The organism is Rhizobium sp. P1_C7 (genome assembly GCF_056406295.1).
On record NZ_JBFUAL010000025.1, the window covers coordinates 1 to 22,977 of the forward strand.

The following is a 22,977-nucleotide window of genomic DNA, read 5'->3' on the forward strand; positions in this document are numbered from 1 at the left end:
GCGTCCTCCGTTTGCTTAGCGGTCATTGCGCAGCTTCCGCTCGCCAACAGAATACACGCACGGCTTACATGGCAAAGCGTGGCAACGACTGCCATATCGGGCCTCCTGTCGATGGCCCTGGGTATGACACTCCTGCTATTCGCTCTGTCCGGTGGCCACGTCGGGATCGTATCGACGATATCCGCCACCACTCCTGTTCTCGTGCTCCCCATGAATTGGATGCTCACGCGAGACCTGCCAGCGTTGGGCGCCTGGATCGGCGCGGGAACGGTCCTGCTGGGGATGGCCCTCATTTTCGCATAGTAGCGCGCAGCCTGCGGTCGCTCGCGATGGCACGCCGGCGTTCAGCTCCGCCGTACCCGCGACTTGGCGATCTCGACGATGTCATCCCGCGATGCCGTCGCGCTCTGGTCAGTTTTGAAGTTGTAGGTGTATCGTGTGTGCCGCCGCTCTCCGGTGCGAGCCAGTGAGCCGATCTCGACAAGTTGCTGAAGGTCACGCGTTGCCGTCGCTCGCGATGTGGCAGTGATCGAAATGTAATTTTCCGCGCTCAGCCCGCCTTTGAAACCCTCGATACCCTCTCCATCTTTTCGTGAAGCTTCGATCGCGACCTCTTTATAGCCTTGAAAATCTGCCATTTGGCAGTATATTGGCTGTCAGATGGAGATTGCCATGGTCGTAGCGCAAGCAATTCGTGATAATGGGGCGCCGCAATCACCGGTAAATCTAGGCGATGAGGCGGCCCGCAAACGGCTTACCCCCGCAGCAGTATCAGGTGTTGTTCGACTGGCCGAGATATGGCGCTTAACCAGCGTCGAGGTCTGCGCCCTCATGGGTGACGTGTCAGAGCGCACGTGGTTCAGAATGAAAAAGGGCGATTGGAGCGGGAGCCTCTCTCAAGACACGTTGACCAGGGTCAGCGCGTTGATCGGCATCTTCAAAGCCCTCCGACTGCTTTTCTCTGAACCACTCGCCGACGAATGGGTCAAACTTCCAAACAAGGGACCGCTTTTCGAGGGGCGCCGGCCAATCGACGTGATGATCGACGGCGGTATCCCAAAGCTGCTTCTTGTGCGACGCCACGTTGATGCGTTGCGGGGTGGGCTGTGATCGAGCCGGCTCGCACGGATACTGTCCAGCGAGATACAGTCCGCCTCATATCGACCGCTAGGCTGAAGGAACCAGCGTTGCTGGCTCTCGCGCCAAATCATGGCGCCATGGAGGATCTGGCCGAGTTGGAGGGCGCTACCAGCGGCCGCCTGCAAGCCCAGGAAGGTGGCCTGTTAGACCTCGATCCGAAAGAGCTCGTCTTTGGCCGTCCCGGCCATACATTCATCAAYGCCGCGTTTACATACACGCGCCCCGGCGGCAACCGGTTCAACGATGACGAGCGCGGTGCGTGGTAYTGCGCATTTTTGGCGGAGACGGCATTAGCCGAGGTCACTTTTCATCTGRCAAGAGAACTGGAAGCAATCAACCGCTTCGAGAACGTTACAGACTAAGCAGAATTGATCTCTGATTTTGTCGGGCATTTCCACGACCTTCGCGGCGATGCTTTTTTGACAGACGACAGCTTAAACGCCGCCACGGCCGTCGCATATCCCGCGGGACAGGCATTGGCCAGATGGCTTCGCAAAGTGAAGGACAGTCCGGGCCTGATCTATCCTTCCGTGAGATCATCGGGGGGCGAATGCCTCGTGGCATTCCATCCCTCACTGGTTCAAAACCTACGCCAAGGCGGAACATGGAGGCTTGAATGGCAGGGTTCTCCGGAACCGGACATCTCAAGGCTTTAGATGAGCTCGAAATCGGCCGCAGCAGATTTTGAGGCGCCGGAATCGATTCCTTGACCTTGTCCGACAAGGCCTGCGTCACGATCAGGTTGGGTGCATCCGGCATCTTGGTGAAGGCTGATGTCATCCAGGAACTGCGAGCGGATGATGCAGCCATCGCGCCAGATCTTAGCGATCGTGGGCATTGGCAGCGACCAGTTGAATTCGCGCGAAGCTTCCGCCATCACGGCAAAGCCCTGCGCATAGGCGCCGATCGAGGCGGCGAAAAGCGCCAGTTCAAGGTCCTTTTCAAGTGCGGGCCATAGGCGATCGGGAAGTCACACTTCGGTTACCGATTTCTCAGGTGTCCGGTTGAATACCGCGATCTTATTGCCTTTCTATGCGATGTTGAGCGCCAGGTTGGAACCCATGACCGCAAGGCCGATCAGCCCGATTTCTGCCTTTTCCATGCCTCAATATTTCTTGACGTTCGAATTGATCAGAACGCGAGCTGGACTTTCATCGACTTCGTACGGTCGCCGGCTGCTTCGAAGGCGCTCACGGCATCCTCGAGCGGATAGGTGCCAGTCAGCAGTGGCTTCAGATCAACCCTGCGCTGATTGATCAGATCGACCGCAAGGCCGAACTCTTCCTGGAACCGGAATGTCCCTTTCATCTCGATTTCCTTGGCAACCACCATGTTCTGCGGGATGGAAACATCACCACCCAGACCGAGCTGAACAAGCGTAGAGCGCGGACGCAGGACCTCAAGGCCGGAACGAACCGCCCGCTCATTGCCGGATGCCTCGAACTGCACGTCGAAGTATCCCTTGTTCGTGGAGTAGGCAGAGAGCTCTTCCGGATGATGGGCAACGTTGATGACGCGGTCGGCGCCAATCTCCAGAGCTTTATGCAAGACCGCGTCCATTACGTCCGTCGCGACAACTTCACGCGCGCCATGCGCACGCGCCGCTATGATCGCCAGTGCTCCGATCGGACCACAGCCTGAGACGAGAACGCGCTTGCCGGTGAGCGGGCCGGCGCGGTTGACGGCGTGAAGCGTCACGGCGAAGGGTTCGGCCATGGCGGCTTCGTTGATCGAGATGCCATTGGCGACCTTGTGGCACTGCCAGGCTTCGGCAACCAGCCGCTGGCGGAAGGCGCCCTGGATGTGCGGCATGGGCATGGCGGAGCCGTAGAACCGCATGTTCAGGCAGTGGTTCTGCTCTCCGCGCAAGCAATATTCACAGGCATTGCATGGGCGACTGGGCGAGACGGCCACTCGATCGCCAACGGCAAACGCCGAAACGCCCTCACCCAACGCCTTGATCGTTCCCGCCACCTCGTGTCCGAGGATCATCGGCTCCCGGACACGTACCGTCCCGAAGCCGCCGTGATTATAATAGTGGAGGTCGGAACCGCAGATGCCGCCAGCCTCGATGGCGACCTCTACCTGTCCGGTCCCAAGGGCTTCGACCGTGCGTTCTTCGACGCGCAGATCCTTGGCTGCGTGAATGACGATTGCTTTCATGATCTTGTCCTCACACGACGGGCGTCGGCAGGGATTTGCCGGCAAAATGCGCCGCAAGATTGTCGCGGACGAGTTGCCCCATGGCCCTACGGGTCTCAACTGTGCCCGACCCATGATGCGGCTGGAGCACGACATTGTCGAGTTCCAGGAACCGTAGATCGATCGTCGGCTCGTTGTAGAAGACATCCAGGCCGGCGGCTTTGATACTACGATGCTGGAGGGCCGTGATTAGCGCTTCTTCGTCGACGGTTGACCCGCGTGACACGTTGATAAGGATACCCTCCGGTCCCAGCGCCTCGAGCACTTTCCGATTGATAATGTCCTTAGTCGCATCTCCGCCGGGAACGATGACGATGAGGAACTCGGCCCAACTGGCCAATGCGATCAGATCGGGCTCGCGTGCAAATGATACCTTGGGCTGCGGATTTCGGGAGAAGTAACGAATGTCGCATCCGAACCCGGCGGCGCGGTGCGCAAGCGCCTGACCGATGCGGCCCATTCCCACCACACCCACTCGCTTTCCGCTAACGCGTGTGACGAGCGGCATGGCGGTTTTTCCCCACAATCCGGAACGGACGAACGCATCACCGTGGGGTATCAGCCGCGCTGCAGACAAAAGCAGCGCGATCGCCATGTCGGCCACGTCCTCCGTCAAGACGTCGGGCGTGTTGGTAACACGAATGCCGTTTTCGCGCGCATGCGCAAGATTAACCGCATCCGTACCGACGCCATACACCGAAACCACTTCGAGCTTGGGAAGGCTCTGCATCAGCTCCGCGGAGGCGCCGAGTTCACCGCGCGTGGCGATGGCCCGGACGTTTCCGCCGACGTCTTTGACGAATGCTTCACGATCGGTAGCTTCGTACAGCTTGTGAACCACATACCTGTCCTCAAGATCGACCATATCCCATTGCGGATAGGGGCCAGCGAGCAGGATTTCGGGCTTGGACATCCGTTCCTCCGTCAGATTGTTGTATCGCCGCGCCTATAGGCAATCGTTGCAGCGTGTGCGATGGCGGTCGAGGCGATCCGCTCGACCGGCTGATTAATTTCGATGGTGATGACGTCGCGTTCGGCGGTCGGCAGTTCCAGAGTCTGCAGTTGGCTGTCGAGAAGCGAAAGCGGCATGTAATGTCCGTTGCGGGCGGCCAATCGTGTCGCCAGCGTTGCGCGTGATCCTTGAAGGAAGACGAAGGTCACGGGTCCGGCAGCCCGTACCCTCAAGAGATCTCGATAAGAGCGCTTGAGCGCCGAACATGAGATGACCGTTTCCCTGCCGGCTTTCAGTTCATCCCCGAGGTTCTCCAGCCATGGCCAGCGGTCGTCATCGTCAAGGGCGATGCCCGCTCTCATCTTCTCGACGTTTCCTTCCGGATGCCGGCTGTCGCCCTCGATGAAGCGGTAGCCGAGCTGGGAGGCAAGCAGTTTGCCGACCGAGGTCTTCCCGCATCCCGACACCCCCATCACCACGAGGGGGCCGAGCTTCGGACTAGAGACAAGTTGTGATGCCGCCGTCGACATAAAGCGTGTGTCCGTTCACAAAGGAGGAGGCCTTGCCGGAAAGGAAAACGGCAGCACCGACGAGCTCATCGACGTTGCCCCAGCGGGCGGCCGGCGTGCGTTTTTCAAGCCAGGCGGAAAACTCGGCGTCATCGACGAGCGTCTGATTGAGCGGCGTCTTGAAGTATCCCGGCGCGATCGCGTTGATCTGAAGACCATATTTGGCCCAGTCGGCACACATGCCACGCGTCAGGTTTTTTACCGCACCCTTTGTCGCCGTGTAAGGTGCAATTCCGGGACGAGCGAGTTCACTCTGGACGGAGGCGATATTGATGATCTTACCACCACCGCGTTTGATCATGTAACGGGCGACAGCCTGACCGACGTAGAACACGCTCGAGACGTTCGTCGCAAGAAGGGCCTCCCAGCGGTCGGCCGGAAAGTCCTCGAGCGGCGAGCGAAACTGCATACCCGCGTTGTTCACGAGAACGTCGATCGACCCGATCTCACGCTCGATTTTGTCGACGCCTTGTTCTACCGCCTTGGCGTCGGTGACATCGAAATCGGCGGTGGCAACTTGATGCCCCGAATTGCCGAGATCTCTCGCGGCCACAGCCAGCTTTTCCGGATCTCGCCCGTTCAGGACAAGGCTCGCACCGTGCTCGGCAAGCCCCTTCGCCAATGCCAGCCCAATGCCCTGAGACGAACCGGTTACCAGGACCCTCTTTCCGGAAAGATCAAAGAGCGGATAGGTCATTTCTCACTCCATAGCGCCACGTGGGCTCAGGCCGCTACGACCAATCCCTTGGCCTTCAGCACGGCCTCTAGATTAGACACTTCCACGACTGACTTTCCAGCCTTGTAGGCAGCGATGTAGCCGGCCTCCGCATCTTCGCGCGCCTGTGAAAGCTTGGCGACATCCAGCACCTCATTCTTCCTGACGACAACGAGGCCGTCAGCGTCACCGACGATAATGTCACCCGGATTGATAATTTCGTCCCCGATCGTGATCGGCTCGTTTGTGGCTCCAAGCGTTTCTTTCACCGTACCCTTGATGCACACGCTCAGAGAGAACACCGGGAAACCGAGCTCGCGGAGCTGAACCGTGTCTCGAACACCCGTATCGGTGACGAGGCCACCGATACCTTTCGCAAGGCAGGCGTTTGCCAGCACGTCCCCGAAGGAGCCAGCCTCTTCATATTCGCCTGCTGAAACCACGATGATGTCGCCAGGCTGGGCGTAATTGATCGCGACCTGGAGCATGATGTTATCACGCGGCGCGCACTTGACGGTGAATGCAGGGCCGCAAAGCTTCATGCCATGATCAACCGGCTTGATGCGCGACGAAAGCGCACCCTTGCGGCCCTGCGCTTCGTGGATTGTAGCAGGCGAAAACTTTGCGATGGCGGCGATCTCATCCTTAGATGGACGCTCGATCTTCTGGTTCAGCTTGATCATCTTTTCCTCCATTGCGGCCAGACGATCCTCGCCTGCCCGATACTGCCAGCGTTTTATCAAGGCGCCGATCCATCGCGCAAATATATGTTCTTGATGTCAGCTATAACTTATCTGTATGCAACAGCATTGGGCGCAACGCCACGTCAACAGCTGCATCCGTCGAAATGCAGCAGCGAGGGTGACTTGAAACGAGGAAGGCGAGCAGAGCCTAGTGCAGGATCTGGCTAAGGAAGAGCTTGGTGCGCTCGTGCTGCGGATTGTCGAAGAATTCGGCCGGTGAATTCTGTTCGACGATCTGCCCCTGGTCCATGAAGATGACCCGGTTGGCCACCTGACGGGCAAAGCCCATTTCGTGGGTGACGCACAGCATCGTCATGCCTTCTTCAGCAAGCCCGACCATCGTGTCGAGCACTTCCTTGATCATTTCAGGGTCAAGCGCCGATGTGGGCTCGTCGAACAGCATGATCTTCGGGTTCATGCASAGCGAGCGSGCAATCGCCACGCGCTGCTGCTGGCCGCCCGAAAGCTGGCCTGGATACTTGTTCGCCTGCTCGGGGATYTTGACRCGCTTCAGGAAGTGCATCGCGACCTCYTCGGCCTGCTTYTTCGGCATCTTGCGCACCCAGATCGGCGCCAGCGTGCAGTTTTCCAGGATTGTCAGATGCGGGAAGAGGTTGAAGTGCTGGAACACCATGCCGACCTCGCGGCGCACCTCGTCGATTTTCTTGAGGTCGTTGGTGAGTCCCACGCCCTCGACGACGATCTGGCCCTTCTGGTGTTCTTCAAGACGGTTGATGCAGCGGATCATCGTCGACTTGCCGGAGCCAGACGGCCCTGCGATGACGATGCGCTCGCCATTCATGACCTTGAGATTGATGTCGCGCAACACGTGGAAATCGCCGTACCACTTCTGAACGTTTACAATATCGACTGCTGGGATCGTGTTTGACATAGAGCGTTGTCCGAAAGGGCCTGTTAGCGGGTACGGTTGACGGCGGACAGGAAGGAGCGAACCTCAAAGGGCGCATCTTCGGAGAAGAAGGCGGCCGGCTCGCCGTTGAACTTGAGTTCGCCCTTCTTCAGGAACCAGATTCGATCCGAGACCTCACGGGCAAACCCCATTTCATGGGTGACGCACATCATCGTCATTCCCTCCTCGGATAATTTTCTGAGGAGCTTGAGAACCTCGCCGACCATCTCCGGGTCAAGCGCACTTGTCGGTTCGTCGAGAACGAGAACCCCGGGAGTGAGCACAAGCGACCGAGCGATCGCGACGCGCTGTGATTGACCCCCAGATATATCCGCCGGAAGCGATTTCGCCCGATCGGCAAGCCCGACGCGTGTGAGCATATCCATCGCGACCGGAGCTGCGTCCTTTCGGGACTGCCCCAGAATACGCTGCAGCGGCAGCATGACGTTTTCGAGCACGGTCAGATGCGGGAACAGGTTGAACTGCTGGAAGACGAACCCGATACCAGCCCGCAGCTTGTTGACATCGACGCCGGCGGCATGAATGTCGGCGCCATCGATCGTGATCTTGCCTTCCTGGATCGGCTCAAGCCGGTTGACGGTTCGCGCGAGCGTAGACTTTCCAGAGCCGGAAGGTCCGCACAGCACGACGGTACTGCCTTTGGGAACGGCCGCCGATATCGACGTCAGGACCTTGAGAGCGCCGAACCACTTGGAGACATTGCTGAACTCGATCATGCCAGCGCCTCCACGACGACACGTCCCGTCCGTCTCTTGGCGATCCGGCGTTCGAGCCAGTTCGTCGACTGCGAGAGGCAGAAGCATAAGATGAAGTAGGTTGCGGCCAGGATGCCAAAGATCTGCAGCGGCTTGGTCACTTCGTTCGAGTTGACCTGTAGCATCACGTAGGAGAGTTCCGAAACGGCGATGATCGAGCCAAGCGAGCTTTCCTTGATGATCGTCGTCAGCTGATTGATGATGCCCGGAATGACGTTAAAAAGCGCCTGCGGCAAGACAACCCGGAACGTCGTCGGAATGTATCCGAGGCCCAACGCCTTTGCGGCTTCAGCCTGTCCTGTCGGCAGGCCCTTGATTCCTGCGGCCACGATCTCGCCGAGGTAGGCGGTCTGATAGATCACGATGGCCACCACGAGTGTTACCGTCGCGTCGATTGGAAAGCCGATCAGCATTGGCAGCGCAAAGTAAGCCCAGAAGATGAGCATCAATAGCGGTATCGCCCGCACGGAATGCACGAAGCCTGCGGCGAGCTCCTGAAGCCAGACCACATTTCCCGTTCGCGCGAGCGCAACGAGAACGCTGCACGGAAGTGTCGCGAAGAGGCTGACAAAAGAGATAATAAGGGTAAGCGCGAGGCCACCGAGCTTCCCATGCGGGTATTCGCCGATGAGCAGCATCAATCCATATTCTTGAAGAATTTCCAACATTACTTGACCCGCAACTGGAAGCGCTTTTCGAGCCGGGACGAGGCCCACATGATGGCGAAGGAAATAGCCATGTAGATTGCAGTAGCGATCCCGTAGGCTTCGAATATCCGGAACGACTGCTCTTCCACATATCGCGCCTGATAGGAGAGTTCCGCGACGCCGATCGCGGCGCCAAGGCTCGTCGCCTTGAATAGGATAAGTGTCTGGCCGAGAAGTGCGGGCAGAGCGAGCCTCCATGCCTGTGGCAGGATCACCCACCGCATGGCGCCGAGATAGGTGAGGCCAATCGACCTAGCCGCCTCCATCTGTGCCGGATGGATCGATCGCAGCCCGCTTCGGAAATCCTCGGACATATAGGCAGCTTTGTTGAGGGCGAGAGCGACGATCGCATAACCCATCTCCGCACCGATATCATTGAGGAAATCGTTGATGGAGTCGGGCAGGATCACTGCAAAACCGAAATACCAAACAAAAAGCTGGATCAGGATCGGCACATTGCGATGGTACTCGACAAAGGCGGCGACCAGGAAATTGGTTGGCTTGAATTCGGTCGCCCGAACAACGGTCAGGATGACCGCCAGGACCAGTCCGAAGACCCAGGAGACAACGAATAGGATCATCGTTGTCTCCAGGCCCTGCAGGATCATGTCGAGATACTGGCCCTGCAGGACCTTGCCGAAGTCGAGTTGGTAACCCATGCAATTAGGCCTTCGACAATCAGTTGGTAAACCAGGTTTCCTGGGGCTTGCCGAATTCGAACTTACGGGTGGATTTCAGCTGCGAATCCTTGCCGAGCCACTTGTCGTAAAGCTTCTGCCCTTCTCCTGAAGTCTCGAGTTGCGCAAGAAAATCATTGGCGGCCTTCACCATTTCGGGCGAACCCTTGCGAAACGCAAAACCTGAAGGCATCGACAGAAGCGGTTCATCCAGGAAGCGGAGCGCCTTGATCCCATCGCCGGCATTGCGCTCCACAGCCTTGCCCTCGGAATAGCGATAGACTGTCGCCTTCACCTTTCCCTGCTGGAGAGCCAGGAACGAAGCGGCACTCGTCTCGAAGGACAAGACGCGGGCTTCCGGAAGCCGCTTTTCGGTGAGCGGAATGAGAACCGAGCCCTTCACGAGACCGATACGTTGGCCCGAGAGGTCGTCGACCTTTTGGATGTCGGACTGGTCGAGAACCACAAAGTTGAAGTCTTCGGCGATGTATGCGCCGCTAAAATCAACCTGCTCTGCGCGCTCCTTGCTGTAGCTCAGGAGAGAGGCGAGCACATCGACGCGACCCTGCACCAGTTCTGCCATGCGGGTCTGGGGCGAAACCGGGACCAGTTCGGCCGTCACTCCGATCGCTTGGGCGAACTGCCGACAAATGTCGATTTCATAGCCGGCCGGCTCGCGCGTCTTGGGATCCTGGAACCCGAGGGGCGGCGAATTCGTCAGAACACCGCATGTGATCTTTCCGGCTTTCTTGACGTCGTCCAGCTGGTTTGCGGAAGCAGAATGGGTTAAGGCGGCAATTCCGATGACGGAAGCGGCAAGCAGTTTCGTAAAGCTCATGATATCCTCCTACAGAGCGTCCTCTTGCTGGCTAATCATTTAAGTTGCTTGCGCTATTCACACAAATATATATTGAAGATGGCAGTTATAAGAATCCGTTATGGGGCATCAAGAAGAGCGTGGCACTCGATCTCCTGAAACTGCGCTACTTCTCCAAGATCGCCGAGTTTGGCTCGTTCACGCGAGCCGCGCACGAGTTGGGCGTCGCCCAACCCGCGCTCAGCCTCCACATGCGCTCTCTCGAAGAGCAGCTTGCGGTTCAGCTATTGACCCGCACGCCGAGAGGCGTTGTGGTGACCGAAGCTGGTACCACGCTTCTGACGCACACCCAGGCCATACTCAAGGCTCTAGACCAGGCCGAGGCTGCGACGAAGGAGCAAGCGAAAAACCCGACGGGCGACGTTTCCCTCGGTGTACTTGCATCCATCGCGCCTTTGATTGCCGTTCCCATTCTGAAAATTTGCGAGGACCGGTTTCCGAAGATCAGACTGACGATCAGCGAGGGCGACAGCCAGACCTTAAGGGGTGCGATCGAAACAAAGGCGCATGATCTCGCCGTCAACCTTGGTGAGGTTGCTCGTCCTACGGCATCTCCTCTCTTCGACGAGATGCTCTACGCCGTCGGTCCGGCTGGGCATTTCACCCCTGACGAGTCATCCATTTCGATCCGCCAGGCGCTGGATCTTCCGCTCATTTTGCCGACGCGCCGGCACGGTATCCGAATTCTACTCGAACGTGAGTCGCTCATCTTGGGAAAGGCGATCAACATCGTGCGCGAAATCGAGGGCCTTGCGAGCACCAAGGCCGCGATCGGTGCCGGTTTCGGCTTCACTGTTCTTGGCCGCGGAGCAATCTTCGAAGATTTCCAGAAGGGCGCCCTGTCGGTGGTTCCGCTGGCGGGCAAGGGATTTACGCGACGCCTCGTTCTCGATAGTCCTGTCGATCATCCTCAGACCAAGGCCGTCATCGAGGTCAGAAATATCCTGCTCGAAGTCGTGCACAATCTTGGCGAGCAGGGAAACTGGTCGTGCATCGCGTAGGAGCGGGCATGGCGCCTTTGAGGCTTAGCCGTCGACTGGCCCGATCGCCAGTTGGTAGTCGGCCCTATCAACATTCGCCCCCTGACCGATGACGAAGGCTCAGGCTTTGGTTAGGCTGCTTGGCTTATGTGCCGCCCGTCTACCGGACTTCGTACGTTCGACGATGTATTCCGGGTTGGATTTTGAAGCTTTGACCTCATGGCCTTTAATTTCGTCGCCGTGGTCTGCTTTTTGACGACTTTGCCTTCGGTTCTTCCTTGGCTCGTCTCCCGGCTCAATTTGTCACCCTTTTTCAGCTCGCTCATTTTGCTCCTTCCAATAGCAGCGGGACGGCGAGGAGAACGGCGAAATTACGCAGCCGATGCTGCGTCATCTTCCGATGGTGCCCTTTTTCTAGGTAGCTTCGGTGAATTCCCGATATAGCTCGATCGTGGGCAGATGTGCATCGATCGTCTCGCGGACCTTCGCGGCCATCGGCAGGTTGTTTTTCTCGGCTTCCCACACATCCGTGAATCGTCCGACAGTCTCGCGTGCGGTGTCGAGGACCAGCTTTTCGGACAGCGCCGACTTGGCGGCCAGATGCGCAAGCTCGTCCTTCGATAGCTCCGCCATTCTTTTCGTGCGTGAAAAGTTAAGCGCGGCCGTATCCTCTCCTTCGATATAGGGGATGGTTGATAGCAGGTCGTAAGCCGGCGAGAGCGCAGGAGTGCGGCGATCGGGATAGATCAGCGACCAGTTCTTCAGATGCATGTCGCCATTGCCGATCAGCGTGCTGAAGACCAGCCGGCGGATGAACTCCGCCACGTCGGCCCTGCTCGTCTCGATGCCGAGCACGCGGGCGATCATCCGGTAATTCCCCTTGCTGTACTTGTCATCCGGCTTCACGCCGAACACCTGCGCAAAATCCTCGATATGCACAGGACCCTCCGGCGTACGGTCGAAGCGCCTAATGGCGAGCGCCTGCCCGTGCAGTTCGCCCACGCCCTGTGGCAGGCCGCTCACCGCATCCAGCTCGACCAGCTGGATCTCCGGTACGTCCATGCCCATCATGCCGGCGATTGTCATCATGGAGAATTCGTTCTCAGGCACGCCGCTATACTGCTGGGAGGGCAGCTTCACGATCCATGATCCACCTGTACCCTCGGCCGGAATAGTCAGGCCGCTTCCCTTCGCGGTGTTCTTGAAGGCCGAGAATTTCAGCTGCACACCGGCCAGCGAAAAGCGTAACGCATTCGGTCGGGCTTCAACAGCCGCCTGCTCGTCATCGGGCGGGAGGTCATCGCCTTCGGACGGATGTACCGTCACCGCACCAGGCAGGTCGGGGCCGAGCATCCAGAGCAGGAAGAATTCCCGCGTCTGTTTTACGCCCGCGCGCTCGGCGAGGTATTTGCGAAGCGGCCCTTCCGGTAGCAGATTCGAAAAGAAAGGCGGGACGACCATGTTATACGGCCGGAACTTGGTAATCAGAGCGCCGAACGGGTCCTTAAGGGATAGGCTGAGCGTCGGCCGCTTCTCGTTTTCGATATAGTTCTCGTTGAATGCGAAGATGGTGCGCCCGTCCTGCAGGTTCGTCAGGGTCGCTACCGGTTCGCCGTACAGCCTGACATCCAGTACCGTGACCTTAGGCATCATCGTCCTCCTCATCCAGCGCATAGGCCGAGCGCGGGACAGCGTCATCACGGTCGCGATGCACCGCGGCGTTACGCAGCTGCCTGATCTCGTGGCCTAGAGCGCGCAATTCCTGCCGAGACAGCGATTGGGTCAGGACGGTTTCGAGACGCTCGGTGGCCCGTCTCATACTATCCAGCTCATCTGCAGAAAGTGGCAGATGGCGTAAGAGCGCCAGACTGTCTTTGAAAGCATCAGCTTCAGAGGCTGAGGCAAATCCATCTTTGTACTGCGCAAACCACTTCTCGAGACGCGCCACCAATCTCCGCTGGTCGGATGTCAGAATGTCACTCGATGCCGAGGTGCTATCGAGGATGTTGCGGATCGCCGGCATCAGCTTCTTCGGCGCAAGGATTATTTCGAGGTCGAGCGCGCGTGCCACATCCACCAGGCTGCCAAGCCCAGGTTCCATGATACCCCGTTCAATCTGGGAAATGTGGCTCTGCGTCAGGCCCGAACGTGCGCTCAGCTCACGTTGGCTTACCTTCTGCCCTTCCCTGGCTGAGCGTAACTGCTGCGTTATATGCTCTGTCTTATATGCCATGATCATTATCCTGCATCACATGATACGGTATATGCAGGATAATATATAGAGAATTCTGCGCGGATCTGCAATATTGATATACAGAACGGTATCATTGCACTAATTTATATATAATCATATATCCGTACGAGGTATTGGCGTATCGTACAGCCCTAGCTTCTGTAGCCACCCATCAGGGGCGCAACATATCGGCCTGTGCAGACCCTGCCGGCATCGTATCCGCCGTGAAAGGAACATTGATATAGGCCTGCCCGTCCGGTTGCGGTTGCGCGTGCACGCCGAATTCCTCGAAGCAGGGATTTTTCCGGTTTCTCCTTGCGGCCAACGAAACGGCAGTCGAGCGTCCCACCTGTCCGCCCCGTGCCTCAGCTCCGTCGTCATTCGACGCGGGAGGCGGATGTGTAACGGGAACTGCCATGGAGAGCGACAAACTCTCGACCTAGCAGATGCGCGACTTCAAGAAAACGCAGGAGCCGAGCGGCCGGGCGACGTTAAAGGCGTCGAACCGCCGCCGCTTCGTCATCCAGAAGCATGACGCGAGCCGACTGCATTTCGATCTTCGGCTTGAGCTTGATGGGGTGTTCCGATCCTGGGCGGTAACCAAGGGACCGTCGCTCGATCCGCACGAAAAGCGTCTTGCCGTCGAGGTCGAGGATCATCCCCTCGACTACGGCGACTTCGAAGGCACGATCCCGAAAAGGCGGGTATGGCGGCGGCACGGTGATGCTCTGGGACCGCGGCTACTGGGAACCCGAAGGCAACAAAAGTCCCGAAAACGCGCTGGCGTGCTGCGGCGGGCGCAAGATCATCATCGAGACCTTCGAGCGCGACAACCACGCCCAAGCACCGCCATCCGCCGCCTCAACAACACGGCCCCAAACGCCATGACCGCGACCCGCCCGTCACGCACCATTCCTGCCCAGGAAGCTCATCGCCCCGGAAGGATAACTTCGTGCGCCTGCGTCGAACGTCGCAACCAAACACACCAAGATCGACCTCGCTGGAACCAACAGGCCGGAGCATGCGCGGCACCGGCGAAGTTCGCTCCGACCTCACCATGGTCATTACCAGCCTCAGCCGCACTTGCCGAGCAGCACCCAACGAAAACGACAAATCCCCATGAACCGGGAACCGCGCTTTCCATCCCGCGGGTTCTTTCACTGGAGGCTTTCGGACGCCTAACCGACGCCAGGCCAACGCGTGGAGCGGCGCCGGCATCCGAAACCCATCACAATAGGAGGCGTTGTGCTGTGCAACCTAACGCGATTTTCGCGCTCTATGCCGGAAAGCATCGACGAACGCCGAAAAGGCCGGCGAGGGATTTCGACGGTTCGGATAATAAAGGTGATAGCCTTGGAAGGTCGGGCACCACTCCGAGAGTACCTGCCGCAGCCGTCGGCTTTCGACATGTCGCAGGACGAGGTCCGTGGGCACGTAGGCGAGACCGATGCCGTCCAATGCAGCGTCAATCGCGGGGGCGATGTTGCTCAAGGTAAGCTGACCTTCCACCCGCACGCTGAACTCACGGCCGTCTCGCTCGAATTCCCAGGCGTAAAGCCCGCCGGACGTTGGAAGCCGCAGGTTGACGCAGTTATGGCCTGTCAGGTCCTGCGGGCTTGACGGCGGCGCATGCCGCTCCAGGTAGTCAGGCGATCCGACAACGGAATACGACACGTCGGGTCCTATGCGCACGGCCACCATGTCGCGGGCGATGGCCTCGCCGAGCCGCACCCCGGCATCGAACTGCCGCTCGACAATGTTGGTGAAACCATTGTCGACAATGATCTCCACGGTGATATCAGGGAAGTCCCGCAGGAACGCCGAAAGCCGAGGGCGGAACACGAGCTCGACAGCGTCATCGGGGCAGACGACCCGGATGTCGCCGGACGGCTTCCCGCGTAGCGCGCTTATGGCGCTGATCCCGGCGGCGATGCTTTCAAAATGGGGCTGGATGCTCTCAATGAGACGTTCCCCGGCCGCCGTGGGTGCCACGTCGCGCGTGGTACGGGAAAGAAGCCGAATGCCCAGCCGCGCCTCGAGCGCGCTGACTGTGTGACTGAGGGCCGAGCGTGTGAGACCCAGCCTGGCGGCGGCGCGCGTGAAGCTCCGCTCCCTGGCAACTTCCAGAAACGCTCTCATCTCAGTGAATTCGTCCCGCCGCACTGGTGAATCTCCTTCACATCTACATGCACATTGTAGCTTCTAGTGCACGTTAGCTCGTTTGGCTATCTGTTGTGGCAAGCAGATAGGAGAGCGCGGAATGGCCATCGAGCTGACAGTGAATGAGATGACTTCGCCCGAAAGCGCGGCGACACCATGGGCTGCTGTGACATGCCTGTCGCTCCTCACCTTCCTCCTGGTCGGATTGGAGTTCCTGCCAGTGAGTTTGCTGACCCCGATCGCCCGAGACCTCTCGGTGTCGGAAGGTCAGGCCGGACTGGCCATCACCATGTCAGGCGTCTTCGCGGTTCTCACCAGCCTCTTCGGAAACGGCCTCCTGTCGAAGGTGGATCGGAAGGCGGTGGTGTTGTTCTATAGCGGGATTCTGGTCATCTCGAGTTTGGCTGTCGCTCTCGCTCCCAACTTCGCCGTCTTCCTGGTGGGCCGGGCGCTTGTCGGCGTGGCAATCGGAGGCTTCTGGTCGTTGTCGACGGCCATCCTCGCACGTCTAGCCTCGAAGGTTGACCTGCCGAAGGCCATCGCTCTACTCCAGGGCGGTACCGCGTTCGCCATCGTCATCGCGGCCCCTCTCGGCAGCTTTCTCGGAGGACTGATCGGCTGGCGTGGCACGTTCCTGATGACTGTTCCGATCGGACTTGCCGCACTGGTCTGGCAATTTGCCGTCCTGCCGAAGATGCCGGCGACGGCGACGGTATCGGTGGGGAAAATCTTCGGGCTTCTGCGCAACCGCACCTTCGCCATCGGTATGGCTGCGACCGGCCTCGCCTTTATCGGCCAGAACTCTCTGTCGATCTACCTCCGCCCATTCCTCGAAGGCGTCACGGGACTGGACGTGAACGCCCTCTCCATGGTGCTCCTTGGCCTCGGCCTCGGCGGCCTGACTGGTACGACTCTCATCGGGTTCGTCGCCCGGCGGCATCTCGCAACCCCGCTGATCGGATTGCCAGGTGCGCTTGCGATCATCGCCCTTCTGCTGATCGCGCTTGGGCCATACGCAGCTGTCACGGCTTTCCTGCTCGTGGTGTGGGGCTTCTTCTCCACGCCCATTCCGGTCGCCTGGAACACGTGGATGGCGGCGATCATTCCCGGCGAGCTCGAGGCGGCGGGGGGACTGCAAGTCGCGTTGATCCAGCTAGCAATTGCGGGAGGCGCTTTTGCGGGCGGAGTGCTCTTCGACACTGCGGGATGGTGGAGCCCGTTTCTGCTGGCTGCCTGCCTTCTCACGGGCTCGGCATTGCTCGCGGCTCTTGCCAGCCGCCGAACATGAAAAACCTTCCGAAACCTCGAAACCAGGAGAACATCATGTCTCAGGGAATAGAAAACAAAGTCGTCGTTATCACCGGCGCGAGCAGCGGACTTGGAGAAGCAACAGCACGCCATCTTGCTGAGCGAGGTGCCGCCGTGGTGCTCGGTGCCCGGCGACGCGACCGCATCGACGCGCTGGCCAGCGAACTCATTTCGAAAGGCCACAAGGCCAGGGCGGTTCAGACCGATGTCACAGACAGGCAGCAGGTCAGCAACCTGGTGGATACAGCGGTCCACGAATACGGTCGCATCGACGTGATGCTCAACAACGCCGGCCTGATGCCGCTGGCCCCTCTCGAACGCCTCAAGGTGGACGAGTGGGACCGTATGATCGATGTCAACATAAAGGGTGTGCTCTACGGCATTGCCGCCGCGCTGCCGCACATGCAGGCGCGGAAGTCCGGCCACATCATCAATGTCTCCTCGGTCTATGGACATGTGGTTGATCCGGGTGCCGCGGTTTATTGCGCCACCAAGTTCGCCGTCCGAGCACTTTCCGAAGGGCTGCGAAAGGAAGTGAAGCCCTACAATATCCGGACGACCATCATCTCGCCCGGAGCCGTCAGCACCGAGCTTCTCGAGCATATCAGCGAGAAGGACATCCGGGCCGGAACGAAGGAATTCGTCAGCAAGATCGCGGTCGGCGCGGACACGTTCGCCCGGGCGGTCGCCTTCGCCGTGAGCGAGCCAGACGACGTCGACATCAACGAAATCCTGTTCCGGCCCACGGCACAACCGGTTTGACAGGACCGAGGATGACAACGACGCTCCCGCTTCTTACCCGACGAACCGCTGTCCGCGGGGCCTTGGCGGCCGCGGCGTTCCCGTTCGCGGGCGCGTGGGCAGGAGGGACGTGGCCAGCCAGGAGCCGACCGACGTGAGGATCAGGGTGACGGTCGACGAACAGTCGCTTACGGCCATGCTCTACGACAATCCGTCGACACGCGACCTAGCTTCGATGCTTCCTTTGCACGTCAAAATCGAGGACCACGGCAGGAAAGTGAAGCGGGGATGATCTGTGGAGGACCCGGCGCTGAGGAGCCGCGCCTGCCCTCTCATCCGCGAAAAACCGGCAAAAGCGACCGGAGTTTCGGTGTCCGCAGGAACAGTCCACCCCAAACGAAGAGGCCGAGATAGACGCCGAAGAGCTGATGCGAGAAAAGCGGCGTGTGATGTTGCAGGTTCACCGCGATGGCGCCGCCGAGATACGCCGTAATGAGGATTGCGCCGAGCGGCGCTGTCTGGGGAATCGTGTAGAGAACGACCGCTGCCAGGAGGATCACTCCGAGCAAGCGGACCTGGTCCTCGTCGAATCCCAAGGCGCTCGACGCTTCGACTGAAACCGACGCGCCTGCTAACTTCATGCCAGCGTCCATCAGCAGGAACAATATGGCCAGCACCGTCAGCGCCCAGCCCCCGTAAGTCATCAATTTTTCTGCGGTCATCGCGTGCTCCCTTTCAGCATCCGCGTCCCTAACCAACTAAAATTTAGGCGGATTCTATCGAACCCAGCCGTTCTGCTTGAAGGCGTGCCAGATCGCCATTGCGTGGCCATGCCCAAGTCCGAAATCCTGCTTCAGCCAGTTCACCACCTGCGTCGCCTTGACGCCGGGACCGGTCAGCCCCTTGGTTTCGGCGATCGCATAGAAATCCTGTGGCTGCTTGCCGGTCTTGGCTTGGATATTGTCGAGATAAGCCTGAAAAGTCATGGCTGGCACCCTCCGCACAATTTTGCTATAGTCTGCTATATCGGATATAGCAAGATACATTGAATGACTCAAGTGCCATCCAAACGACGTTATTCCTCGCAGCAGCGGACAGAAGCGGCTGAGGCCAATCGACAGAATATTCTCGATACAGCGCGGCGGCTGTTCGTGGCCCATGGCATCAGTGACGTGACCATCGCGCGCATTGCCGCCGAGGCCGGCGTTGCCGGCTCGACGGTCTACGCACTGTTTGCTTCGAAGGCAGGCCTGCTGCGCGGCTTGATGGAGCGCTCCATGTTCGGCGCCCGGTTCAACGAAGCCCGAACGCGGCTATCGGCCGTGACCGATCCGGTGGAGGCGATCCGGCTGTCAGCCGGCATCGCGCGCGCAATTTACGACAGCGAAAGCGAAGAGTTGAGCTTGCTGCGCGGCGTTTCGACATTTTCGGAAGAACTGAGCCAGTATGAGCGTGAACTGGAACAGACCCGGCGGGATATGCAGGCCGATCGCATCGACAGATTGTTCGCCGCGGGACAGGCTCGGCAGGGTCTTACCCCCGACGATGCCCGCCAGATCCTCTGGATGTATACAAGCCGTGAGGTCTATCGCATGCTTGTTCGCGAAAGCGGTTGGTCGCCAGACAAATACGAGCGCTGGCTGTCTCAGACACTCGCCGAAGCCCTAGCGAATCCCACCTAAAAAGGCGAGCGCTCGCCGGGCGAACCCGTCGGATCATGTTTGTGCATGCAGGCGCTGCATGGGTAGCGCAGGTCATCAACCAATTGGCGGTCGACGTCAGTCCTGAGGCGACCGTTGCGACAAGGCGCCCTAGATGTGCAGGCTCTGGAGCGAATGATTGATGAACGTGTGCGTTTAATTGCGATCACCTGGCTTCCCACCAACGGTGGGGGTAAACCCTGCCGGTGAAGTGGGCCGGATAGCGAAGGCTTATGGTATTCCATATTTACTCGACGCTTGCCAAGCAATTGGCCAGATGCCGGTCGATGTCAGGAAACTTGGTTGCGATATGCTTTCAGCGACAGGCCGTCTTGAGCCGTTCCGCGATTTCAGCATCCGGAGCCCGCGACCGCGCAGAGATAGCTCTCCCTCCCCCGGCGTCGTCATTGCCTAAGCTTGATCGCCTCGCTCTGGATGAGCTAGCCTTTGCAGAAGCCGCGTCCACGCCGTCATTCCAAGCCTAAAATTTGAGAGGCGCAGGAACTCGTTTGGTGCGTGATAGTCTTCGTCTGATGTTGAAAATGAAAAGAAGACCGTCCCCACCCCAAGATGCTTTTGGAACACACCGCAAATGGGAATTGTGGCGCCCATGGCAACGCGTAGCGGACGGGAGCCGAGCAACGGCTCAAGCACATCCTCAGCGATCGCGAGCGCCGGCAAATTCTGATCGAGACCGAAGGCGACCGTGCCGGGGCCGTGATTTTGTATATCCAATCTATATCCGGACGGCAGCACCCGCCGAAGATGCGCCGCTATTGCCTCGCGGATTGCATCCGGTTCCTGGCCACGTACCAATCGACACGTGATTTTGGCGGATGCGGTTGCGGGAATGATTGTCTTCGTCCCTGGCCCTGCATAACCACCAGAAATACCGTTGAATTCCAGAGTCGGCACGAGCCACTGGCGCGCCAGAAGTTCCTCGCCGCTGGGCAGGGGGGCCGGTCGTTGGGCGCCGATCTCGTCGAAGTAGCGCCCGACATCGAACCCCGCTGCGCGGATCGCCTCGCCGATTGCCGGGTCCGGAGGCAGTGCGGTGGAAGCGAAGCCATTGACAAGCACATTCCCGTCATCGTCGTGCAGCGTCGCCAGCATTCGCGTCAATGCGAATACGGCGTTCGGTGCGCTGCCGCCGTGCCGACCGGAATGGAGATCCTTCACAGCACCGTGGACCGTCACCTCTAGCGCGGCAAGGCCTCGCCCGGCGACCGTGACCGAAGGCAGGTCAGGTCGCCACATGGCGCCGTCGGCGGAGACGACCACGTCGCAAGCCAGCCGCTCCTTCAGCATCTCGACCGCCGCCTCGAAATGCGGACTACCCGATTCCTCTTCGCCCTCGATGAGGAATTTCAGATTGAGCGGCAGGCCGCCGCCGACCGCATCAAAGGCACGGGCGACAAGGATCGGGATGAGAAGCGGCCCTTTGTCGTCGGAAACACCGCGCGCATAGAGCCGGTCCTCGCGGATGGTGGGCTCGAAGGGCGGACTGTGCCATTTGTCGAGCGGATCAGGTGGCTGGACATCATAATGGCCGTAGACGAGCACGGTGGGCCTGCCCGGCACTTTCGGCCCTTCAGCGAAGACCACCGGATGGCCACCGGTCTCCACGACTTCGACGGTAGGAAGACCGGAGCGAGCGAGCGCGCCGGCGACGAATTCGGCGGCCGCCCGGATGCCGGAGCCATAGGCCGCGTCGGTCGAGACACTCGGCAGCCGGCAAAAGGCCTTGAGTTCTTCGACAGCCGCCTCGTAGCCGGCGACGAGATAACCTTCGACCGCCTTCGTCATTTGCCGCCATCCACGCTGAGAATCTGTCCGGTGATCCAGCCGGCCTGTTCGGAGGCAAAGAACATCACCGCGTTGGCGATGTCGTCGGGAGCGCCGAGCCGCTTCATGGCGATGTTCTGGAGCAGGCGTGCCTGCCCCTCCTCGCCCATCGCGTGCCATTGCCGCTCCGTGGTCGGATTGGAGCGGACAAACCCCGGCGCCACGTTGTTGACGGTGATCCCGAACGGCCCGAGCTCATGCGCGAGCTGCCGGGTGAGGCCGATCTGCCCTGCCTTGGCGCTGGCATAGGCCTGGATGCCCGTGAGACTGATGCCGAGGCCGGCGCCGGACGAGATGTTGATGATGCGCCCATATTTTCGGGCCTTCATCGCCGGTACCGCGGCCTGGCTCACATAGAACGTACCGGAAAGGTTGACGTCGAAAATCGCGCGCCAGTCGCCTTCCGAGATGTCCTCGATCGGGCGTCCGACCTGGCCACGCACGCCGCCGGCATTGTTGACGACGATGTCGATCGCACCCAAGTCGCCTACCGTCTTCTGCACCGCTTCGCGGTCGCCCACATCAAGCACGAAGGTCTCGATCGTCTCGTCACCGAGCTTGGTCGTTTCGGCCAAGCCCTCGACATCGAGATCGCAGGCATACACGCGAGCGCCATTGGTCTGAAACGCGAGTGCAATGGCACGACCGAAACCGTGCGCCGCGCCAGTGACCAGGACTGTCTTTCCGGAAAAATCAATGTTCATGCTATCTCCAGGACCCACTATGCGGGCTTTGCCGCGCGAGCCAATTCGGCGATGTTGTCGGGCGAGAAACTGCGCTTGCCGTCTTCCAGTTCGATGATCATGTCGATCAGCCGCGCTGTCATCGGTGTCGGCACGCCGACCTGCAGACCGGTGTCGACGATCGGGCCGAGTTGCGGCTTGACTTCAGTGCGGCGCTTACGGATTGCCAGGTCGCGCCAGATGCCGGAATGCGACTTGGCCGAACGACGGTTGAACGCCACCATGTCATCGAGGCTCGCGTCGATCAGAGCCTGCGATGCGCCGGGGGCAAAAGCGTGCGGATCGAAGCCGTTGAAGGCTTCCGTGGTGACGCCGTTGGCGCGGGCGACCGCTCCGACTTCCTGTCCGAGCGCAGTCAGCACCGGGCGGAAGGCGGGGTTAGCGTAGCAATCCGCAATGGCGTCATTGGTGAGAGCCGTCGCGAAGAGCTGGGCGCCATAGATCAACTTGCCCCAGAGGTAACCCCAGACATTGTTTGTTAGAACCGCGTTTTCCTCGAAATCGAGGAGCACGCGGTGCAGTGCGGTGAGCCGCTCGCTGGACCTACCATCGAGTTCGCCCACAACAACCGCACCACGTCCGGAATATTGCACGACGCCCGGCTCAAGATAGTCGGCCCCGAAATTGACGAAGCATCCGATCGTTCGTTGCGCGCCGACGATTTCCTTGATCACCAGCTCGTTGAGCCCATTCTGCACCGACACGACATAGCCGTGCTCGGCAAGGTGCGGCTCAAGCGCGCGGGTCGCGGCCTCGGTGTGCTGCGCCTTGACGCTGAGCAGAATGCAGTCGAAGCGCCCTTCGACGTGTTCCGGCAGATACGCCTTGGCGCGTACCGTGTCCTGGAAGATGGGCCCGACGATCTGCAGGCCCTGTTTGTTGATGGCTGCGACATGCTCCGGCACATTGTCCACGAAGATCACGTCATGACCGGCGCGAGCAAGGCCGGCGCCGATCGAGCCACCCATGGCGCCCGCGCCCCAGATGAGAATTGCCATG

The 22,977-nt window shown here is 59.6% G+C and carries 26 protein-coding genes and 6 pseudogenes; 10 read left to right on the forward strand and 22 right to left on the reverse strand.

Annotated elements, in window-relative coordinates; genetic code table 11:
- On the forward strand, positions 1-303 hold a 303-nt coding region (locus tag AC1D2R_RS27220; protein ID WP_477972282.1), incomplete at its 5' end, for an EamA family transporter.
- A 41-nt stretch (positions 304-344) separates the two neighbouring features.
- Here AC1D2R_RS27220 and AC1D2R_RS27225 read toward each other — a convergent pair.
- Positions 345-581, reverse strand: a pseudogene (locus AC1D2R_RS27225) (hypothetical protein); the annotation flags it as partial.
- 91 nt (positions 582-672) lie between these two features.
- On the opposite strand from AC1D2R_RS27225, the gene AC1D2R_RS27230 reads away from it, so the two are divergent.
- Together AC1D2R_RS27230 and AC1D2R_RS27235 are read left to right on the forward strand one after the other, a co-directional pair.
- The gene (locus tag AC1D2R_RS27230) at positions 673-1,110 is read left to right on the forward strand and encodes an antitoxin Xre/MbcA/ParS toxin-binding domain-containing protein (RefSeq protein ID WP_477972284.1); all 438 of its coding nucleotides are present in this window, start codon (positions 673-675) and stop codon (positions 1,108-1,110) included.
- A 107-nt stretch (positions 1,111-1,217) separates the two neighbouring features.
- Positions 1,218-1,796: pseudogene (locus AC1D2R_RS27235) on the forward strand (RES family NAD+ phosphorylase).
- Here AC1D2R_RS27235 and AC1D2R_RS27240 read toward each other — a convergent pair.
- The 12 genes and pseudogenes from AC1D2R_RS27240 to AC1D2R_RS27295 all read right to left on the reverse strand — a co-directional run.
- Positions 1,771-2,109: pseudogene (locus AC1D2R_RS27240) on the reverse strand (NADP-dependent phosphogluconate dehydrogenase); the annotation flags it as partial. The pseudogenes AC1D2R_RS27235 and AC1D2R_RS27240 overlap by 26 nt on opposite strands.
- Positions 2,110-2,170: 61 nt before the next feature.
- Positions 2,171-2,242 (reverse strand): NAD(P)-binding domain-containing protein, encoded by a 72-nt coding sequence (locus AC1D2R_RS27245; RefSeq protein WP_477972404.1) that lies wholly within the window; start codon positions 2,240-2,242, stop codon positions 2,171-2,173.
- A 29-nt stretch (positions 2,243-2,271) separates the two neighbouring features.
- Positions 2,272-3,303: an L-idonate 5-dehydrogenase gene (locus AC1D2R_RS27250; protein WP_477972286.1), complete on the reverse strand. Its 1,032-nt coding sequence runs from the start codon at positions 3,301-3,303 to the stop codon at positions 2,272-2,274.
- A 10-nt stretch (positions 3,304-3,313) separates the two neighbouring features.
- The gene (locus tag AC1D2R_RS27255; protein WP_477972288.1) at positions 3,314-4,255 is read right to left on the reverse strand and encodes a 2-hydroxyacid dehydrogenase; all 942 of its coding nucleotides are present in this window, start codon (positions 4,253-4,255) and stop codon (positions 3,314-3,316) included.
- 11 nt (positions 4,256-4,266) lie between these two features.
- Positions 4,267-4,824, reverse strand: coding sequence for a gluconokinase (locus tag AC1D2R_RS27260; RefSeq protein WP_477972290.1), 558 nt, complete (start codon positions 4,822-4,824; stop codon positions 4,267-4,269).
- On the reverse strand, positions 4,793-5,560 hold the full coding sequence (locus AC1D2R_RS27265) for an SDR family oxidoreductase (protein WP_477972292.1): 768 nt from the start codon (positions 5,558-5,560) through the stop codon (positions 4,793-4,795). Before AC1D2R_RS27265 ends, AC1D2R_RS27260 begins: the two co-directional genes overlap by 32 nt.
- 26 nt (positions 5,561-5,586) lie before the next feature.
- On the reverse strand, positions 5,587-6,261 hold the full coding sequence (locus tag AC1D2R_RS27270; protein ID WP_477972406.1) for a 4-carboxy-4-hydroxy-2-oxoadipate aldolase/oxaloacetate decarboxylase: 675 nt from the start codon (positions 6,259-6,261) through the stop codon (positions 5,587-5,589).
- Positions 6,262-6,469: 208 nt separating this feature from the next.
- Positions 6,470-7,213, reverse strand: a complete 744-nt coding sequence (locus AC1D2R_RS27275) for an amino acid ABC transporter ATP-binding protein (protein ID WP_477972294.1) — start codon at positions 7,211-7,213, stop codon at positions 6,470-6,472.
- 23 nt (positions 7,214-7,236) lie between these two features.
- Positions 7,237-7,968, reverse strand: coding sequence for an amino acid ABC transporter ATP-binding protein (locus AC1D2R_RS27280; RefSeq protein ID WP_477972296.1), 732 nt, complete (start codon positions 7,966-7,968; stop codon positions 7,237-7,239).
- On the reverse strand, positions 7,965-8,675 hold the full coding sequence (locus tag AC1D2R_RS27285) for an amino acid ABC transporter permease (protein WP_477972298.1): 711 nt from the start codon (positions 8,673-8,675) through the stop codon (positions 7,965-7,967). Before AC1D2R_RS27285 ends, AC1D2R_RS27280 begins: the two co-directional genes overlap by 4 nt.
- Positions 8,675-9,373: an amino acid ABC transporter permease gene (locus tag AC1D2R_RS27290; RefSeq protein WP_477972300.1), complete on the reverse strand. Its 699-nt coding sequence runs from the start codon at positions 9,371-9,373 to the stop codon at positions 8,675-8,677. The genes AC1D2R_RS27285 and AC1D2R_RS27290 overlap by 1 nt, the downstream gene beginning before the upstream one ends.
- Positions 9,374-9,392: 19 nt before the next feature.
- Positions 9,393-10,229 carry a transporter substrate-binding domain-containing protein gene (locus AC1D2R_RS27295; RefSeq protein WP_477972302.1) on the reverse strand — a complete coding sequence of 279 codons (837 nt, stop codon included), beginning with the start codon at positions 10,227-10,229 and terminating at the stop codon, positions 9,393-9,395.
- Between the two features lie 119 nt (positions 10,230-10,348).
- Between AC1D2R_RS27295 and AC1D2R_RS27300 the strand changes: the two genes are divergently transcribed.
- On the forward strand, positions 10,349-11,269 hold the full coding sequence (locus tag AC1D2R_RS27300) for a LysR family transcriptional regulator (protein ID WP_477972304.1): 921 nt from the start codon (positions 10,349-10,351) through the stop codon (positions 11,267-11,269).
- Positions 11,270-11,368: 99 nt separating this feature from the next.
- Here AC1D2R_RS27300 and AC1D2R_RS27305 read toward each other — a convergent pair.
- The 3 genes and pseudogenes from AC1D2R_RS27305 to AC1D2R_RS27315 all read right to left on the reverse strand — a co-directional run bounded on the left by AC1D2R_RS27305 (position 11,369) and on the right by AC1D2R_RS27315 (position 13,481).
- Positions 11,369-11,574, reverse strand: a pseudogene (locus tag AC1D2R_RS27305) (hypervirulence associated TUDOR domain-containing protein).
- A gap of 88 nt (positions 11,575-11,662) precedes the next feature.
- Complete coding sequence (locus tag AC1D2R_RS27310; protein ID WP_477972306.1) at positions 11,663-12,898, reverse strand: type II toxin-antitoxin system HipA family toxin; 1,236 nt, start codon at positions 12,896-12,898, stop codon at positions 11,663-11,665.
- Entirely contained in the window at positions 12,891-13,481 is a 591-nt protein-coding gene (locus AC1D2R_RS27315) for a helix-turn-helix domain-containing protein (RefSeq protein WP_477972408.1), read from the reverse strand. Before AC1D2R_RS27315 ends, AC1D2R_RS27310 begins: the two co-directional genes overlap by 8 nt.
- Before the next feature lie 446 nt (positions 13,482-13,927).
- Here AC1D2R_RS27315 and AC1D2R_RS27320 point away from each other — a divergent pair.
- A pseudogene (locus tag AC1D2R_RS27320) lies at positions 13,928-14,267 on the forward strand (DNA polymerase ligase N-terminal domain-containing protein); the annotation flags it as partial.
- Between the two features lie 471 nt (positions 14,268-14,738).
- On the opposite strand, the gene AC1D2R_RS27325 reads toward AC1D2R_RS27320, so the two are convergent.
- The gene (locus tag AC1D2R_RS27325; RefSeq protein WP_477972308.1) at positions 14,739-15,644 is read right to left on the reverse strand and encodes a LysR family transcriptional regulator; all 906 of its coding nucleotides are present in this window, start codon (positions 15,642-15,644) and stop codon (positions 14,739-14,741) included.
- A 97-nt stretch (positions 15,645-15,741) separates the two neighbouring features.
- Between AC1D2R_RS27325 and AC1D2R_RS27330 the strand changes: the two genes are divergently transcribed.
- From AC1D2R_RS27330 to AC1D2R_RS27340, 3 genes are all read left to right on the forward strand, one after another.
- Positions 15,742-16,929 (forward strand): MFS transporter, encoded by a 1,188-nt coding sequence (locus AC1D2R_RS27330; protein WP_477972310.1) that lies wholly within the window; start codon positions 15,742-15,744, stop codon positions 16,927-16,929.
- A gap of 35 nt (positions 16,930-16,964) precedes the next feature.
- Positions 16,965-17,711, forward strand: coding sequence for an SDR family oxidoreductase (locus AC1D2R_RS27335; protein WP_477972312.1), 747 nt, complete (start codon positions 16,965-16,967; stop codon positions 17,709-17,711).
- A 109-nt stretch (positions 17,712-17,820) separates the two neighbouring features.
- Complete coding sequence (locus tag AC1D2R_RS27340) at positions 17,821-17,982, forward strand: cyclophilin-like fold protein (protein WP_477972314.1); 162 nt, start codon at positions 17,821-17,823, stop codon at positions 17,980-17,982.
- 40 nt (positions 17,983-18,022) lie between these two features.
- On the opposite strand, the gene AC1D2R_RS27345 is transcribed toward AC1D2R_RS27340, so the two are convergent.
- Both AC1D2R_RS27345 and AC1D2R_RS27350 read right to left on the reverse strand, forming a co-directional pair.
- On the reverse strand, positions 18,023-18,412 hold the full coding sequence (locus AC1D2R_RS27345) for a DoxX family protein (protein WP_477972316.1): 390 nt from the start codon (positions 18,410-18,412) through the stop codon (positions 18,023-18,025).
- Positions 18,413-18,466: 54 nt separating this feature from the next.
- Positions 18,467-18,676, reverse strand: coding sequence for a DUF4287 domain-containing protein (locus tag AC1D2R_RS27350; protein ID WP_477972318.1), 210 nt, complete (start codon positions 18,674-18,676; stop codon positions 18,467-18,469).
- 63 nt (positions 18,677-18,739) lie between these two features.
- Here AC1D2R_RS27350 and AC1D2R_RS27355 point away from each other — a divergent pair, with 63 nt between their 5' ends.
- Positions 18,740-19,372, forward strand: coding sequence for a TetR/AcrR family transcriptional regulator (locus AC1D2R_RS27355; RefSeq protein ID WP_477972320.1), 633 nt, complete (start codon positions 18,740-18,742; stop codon positions 19,370-19,372).
- A 123-nt stretch (positions 19,373-19,495) separates the two neighbouring features.
- Positions 19,496-19,721, forward strand: a pseudogene (locus AC1D2R_RS27360) (aminotransferase class V-fold PLP-dependent enzyme); the annotation flags it as partial.
- 80 nt (positions 19,722-19,801) lie between these two features.
- Here the strand turns inward: AC1D2R_RS27360 and AC1D2R_RS27365 are convergent.
- From AC1D2R_RS27365 to AC1D2R_RS27375, 3 genes are read right to left on the reverse strand one after another with little or no spacing between them, the layout of a single operon-like run.
- A complete protein-coding gene (locus AC1D2R_RS27365) occupies positions 19,802-21,196 on the reverse strand; it encodes a dipeptidase (RefSeq protein WP_477972322.1) in 1,395 nt (464 codons plus the stop codon).
- Entirely contained in the window at positions 21,193-21,939 is a 747-nt protein-coding gene (locus tag AC1D2R_RS27370) for an SDR family NAD(P)-dependent oxidoreductase (protein WP_477972324.1), read from the reverse strand. Before AC1D2R_RS27370 ends, AC1D2R_RS27365 begins: the two co-directional genes overlap by 4 nt.
- Before the next feature lie 17 nt (positions 21,940-21,956).
- Positions 21,957-22,976: a ketopantoate reductase family protein gene (locus AC1D2R_RS27375; protein WP_477972326.1), complete on the reverse strand. Its 1,020-nt coding sequence runs from the start codon at positions 22,974-22,976 to the stop codon at positions 21,957-21,959.
- Position 22,977: the final 1 nt, after the last annotated feature.

Excerpts from the sequence above, each read along its gene's own strand:
- AC1D2R_RS27230 (WP_477972284.1), top strand. The coding sequence starts at position 673 with ATGGTCGTAGCGCAAGCAATTCGTGATAATGGGGCGCCGCAATCACCG.
- AC1D2R_RS27250 (WP_477972286.1), bottom strand. The coding sequence starts at position 3,303 with ATGAAAGCAATCGTCATTCACGCAGCCAAGGATCTGCGCGTCGAAGAA.
- AC1D2R_RS27255 (WP_477972288.1), bottom strand. The coding sequence starts at position 4,255 with ATGTCCAAGCCCGAAATCCTGCTCGCTGGCCCCTATCCGCAATGGGAT.
- AC1D2R_RS27260 (WP_477972290.1), bottom strand. The coding sequence starts at position 4,824 with ATGTCGACGGCGGCATCACAACTTGTCTCTAGTCCGAAGCTCGGCCCC.
- AC1D2R_RS27265 (WP_477972292.1), bottom strand. The coding sequence starts at position 5,560 with ATGACCTATCCGCTCTTTGATCTTTCCGGAAAGAGGGTCCTGGTAACC.
- AC1D2R_RS27270 (WP_477972406.1), bottom strand. The coding sequence starts at position 6,261 with ATGATCAAGCTGAACCAGAAGATCGAGCGTCCATCTAAGGATGAGATC.
- AC1D2R_RS27280 (WP_477972296.1), bottom strand. The coding sequence starts at position 7,968 with ATGATCGAGTTCAGCAATGTCTCCAAGTGGTTCGGCGCTCTCAAGGTC.
- AC1D2R_RS27285 (WP_477972298.1), bottom strand. The coding sequence starts at position 8,675 with ATGTTGGAAATTCTTCAAGAATATGGATTGATGCTGCTCATCGGCGAA.
- AC1D2R_RS27290 (WP_477972300.1), bottom strand. The coding sequence starts at position 9,373 with ATGGGTTACCAACTCGACTTCGGCAAGGTCCTGCAGGGCCAGTATCTC.
- AC1D2R_RS27295 (WP_477972302.1), bottom strand. The coding sequence starts at position 10,229 with ATGAGCTTTACGAAACTGCTTGCCGCTTCCGTCATCGGAATTGCCGCC.
- AC1D2R_RS27310 (WP_477972306.1), bottom strand. The coding sequence starts at position 12,898 with ATGCCTAAGGTCACGGTACTGGATGTCAGGCTGTACGGCGAACCGGTA.
- AC1D2R_RS27315 (WP_477972408.1), bottom strand. The coding sequence starts at position 13,481 with ATGGCATATAAGACAGAGCATATAACGCAGCAGTTACGCTCAGCCAGG.
- AC1D2R_RS27330 (WP_477972310.1), top strand. The coding sequence starts at position 15,742 with ATGGCCATCGAGCTGACAGTGAATGAGATGACTTCGCCCGAAAGCGCG.
- AC1D2R_RS27335 (WP_477972312.1), top strand. The coding sequence starts at position 16,965 with ATGTCTCAGGGAATAGAAAACAAAGTCGTCGTTATCACCGGCGCGAGC.
- AC1D2R_RS27345 (WP_477972316.1), bottom strand. The coding sequence starts at position 18,412 with ATGACCGCAGAAAAATTGATGACTTACGGGGGCTGGGCGCTGACGGTG.
- AC1D2R_RS27350 (WP_477972318.1), bottom strand. The coding sequence starts at position 18,676 with ATGACTTTTCAGGCTTATCTCGACAATATCCAAGCCAAGACCGGCAAG.
- AC1D2R_RS27355 (WP_477972320.1), top strand. The coding sequence starts at position 18,740 with ATGACTCAAGTGCCATCCAAACGACGTTATTCCTCGCAGCAGCGGACA.
- AC1D2R_RS27365 (WP_477972322.1), bottom strand. The coding sequence starts at position 21,196 with ATGACGAAGGCGGTCGAAGGTTATCTCGTCGCCGGCTACGAGGCGGCT.
- AC1D2R_RS27370 (WP_477972324.1), bottom strand. The coding sequence starts at position 21,939 with ATGAACATTGATTTTTCCGGAAAGACAGTCCTGGTCACTGGCGCGGCG.
- AC1D2R_RS27375 (WP_477972326.1), bottom strand. The coding sequence starts at position 22,976 with ATGGCAATTCTCATCTGGGGCGCGGGCGCCATGGGTGGCTCGATCGGC.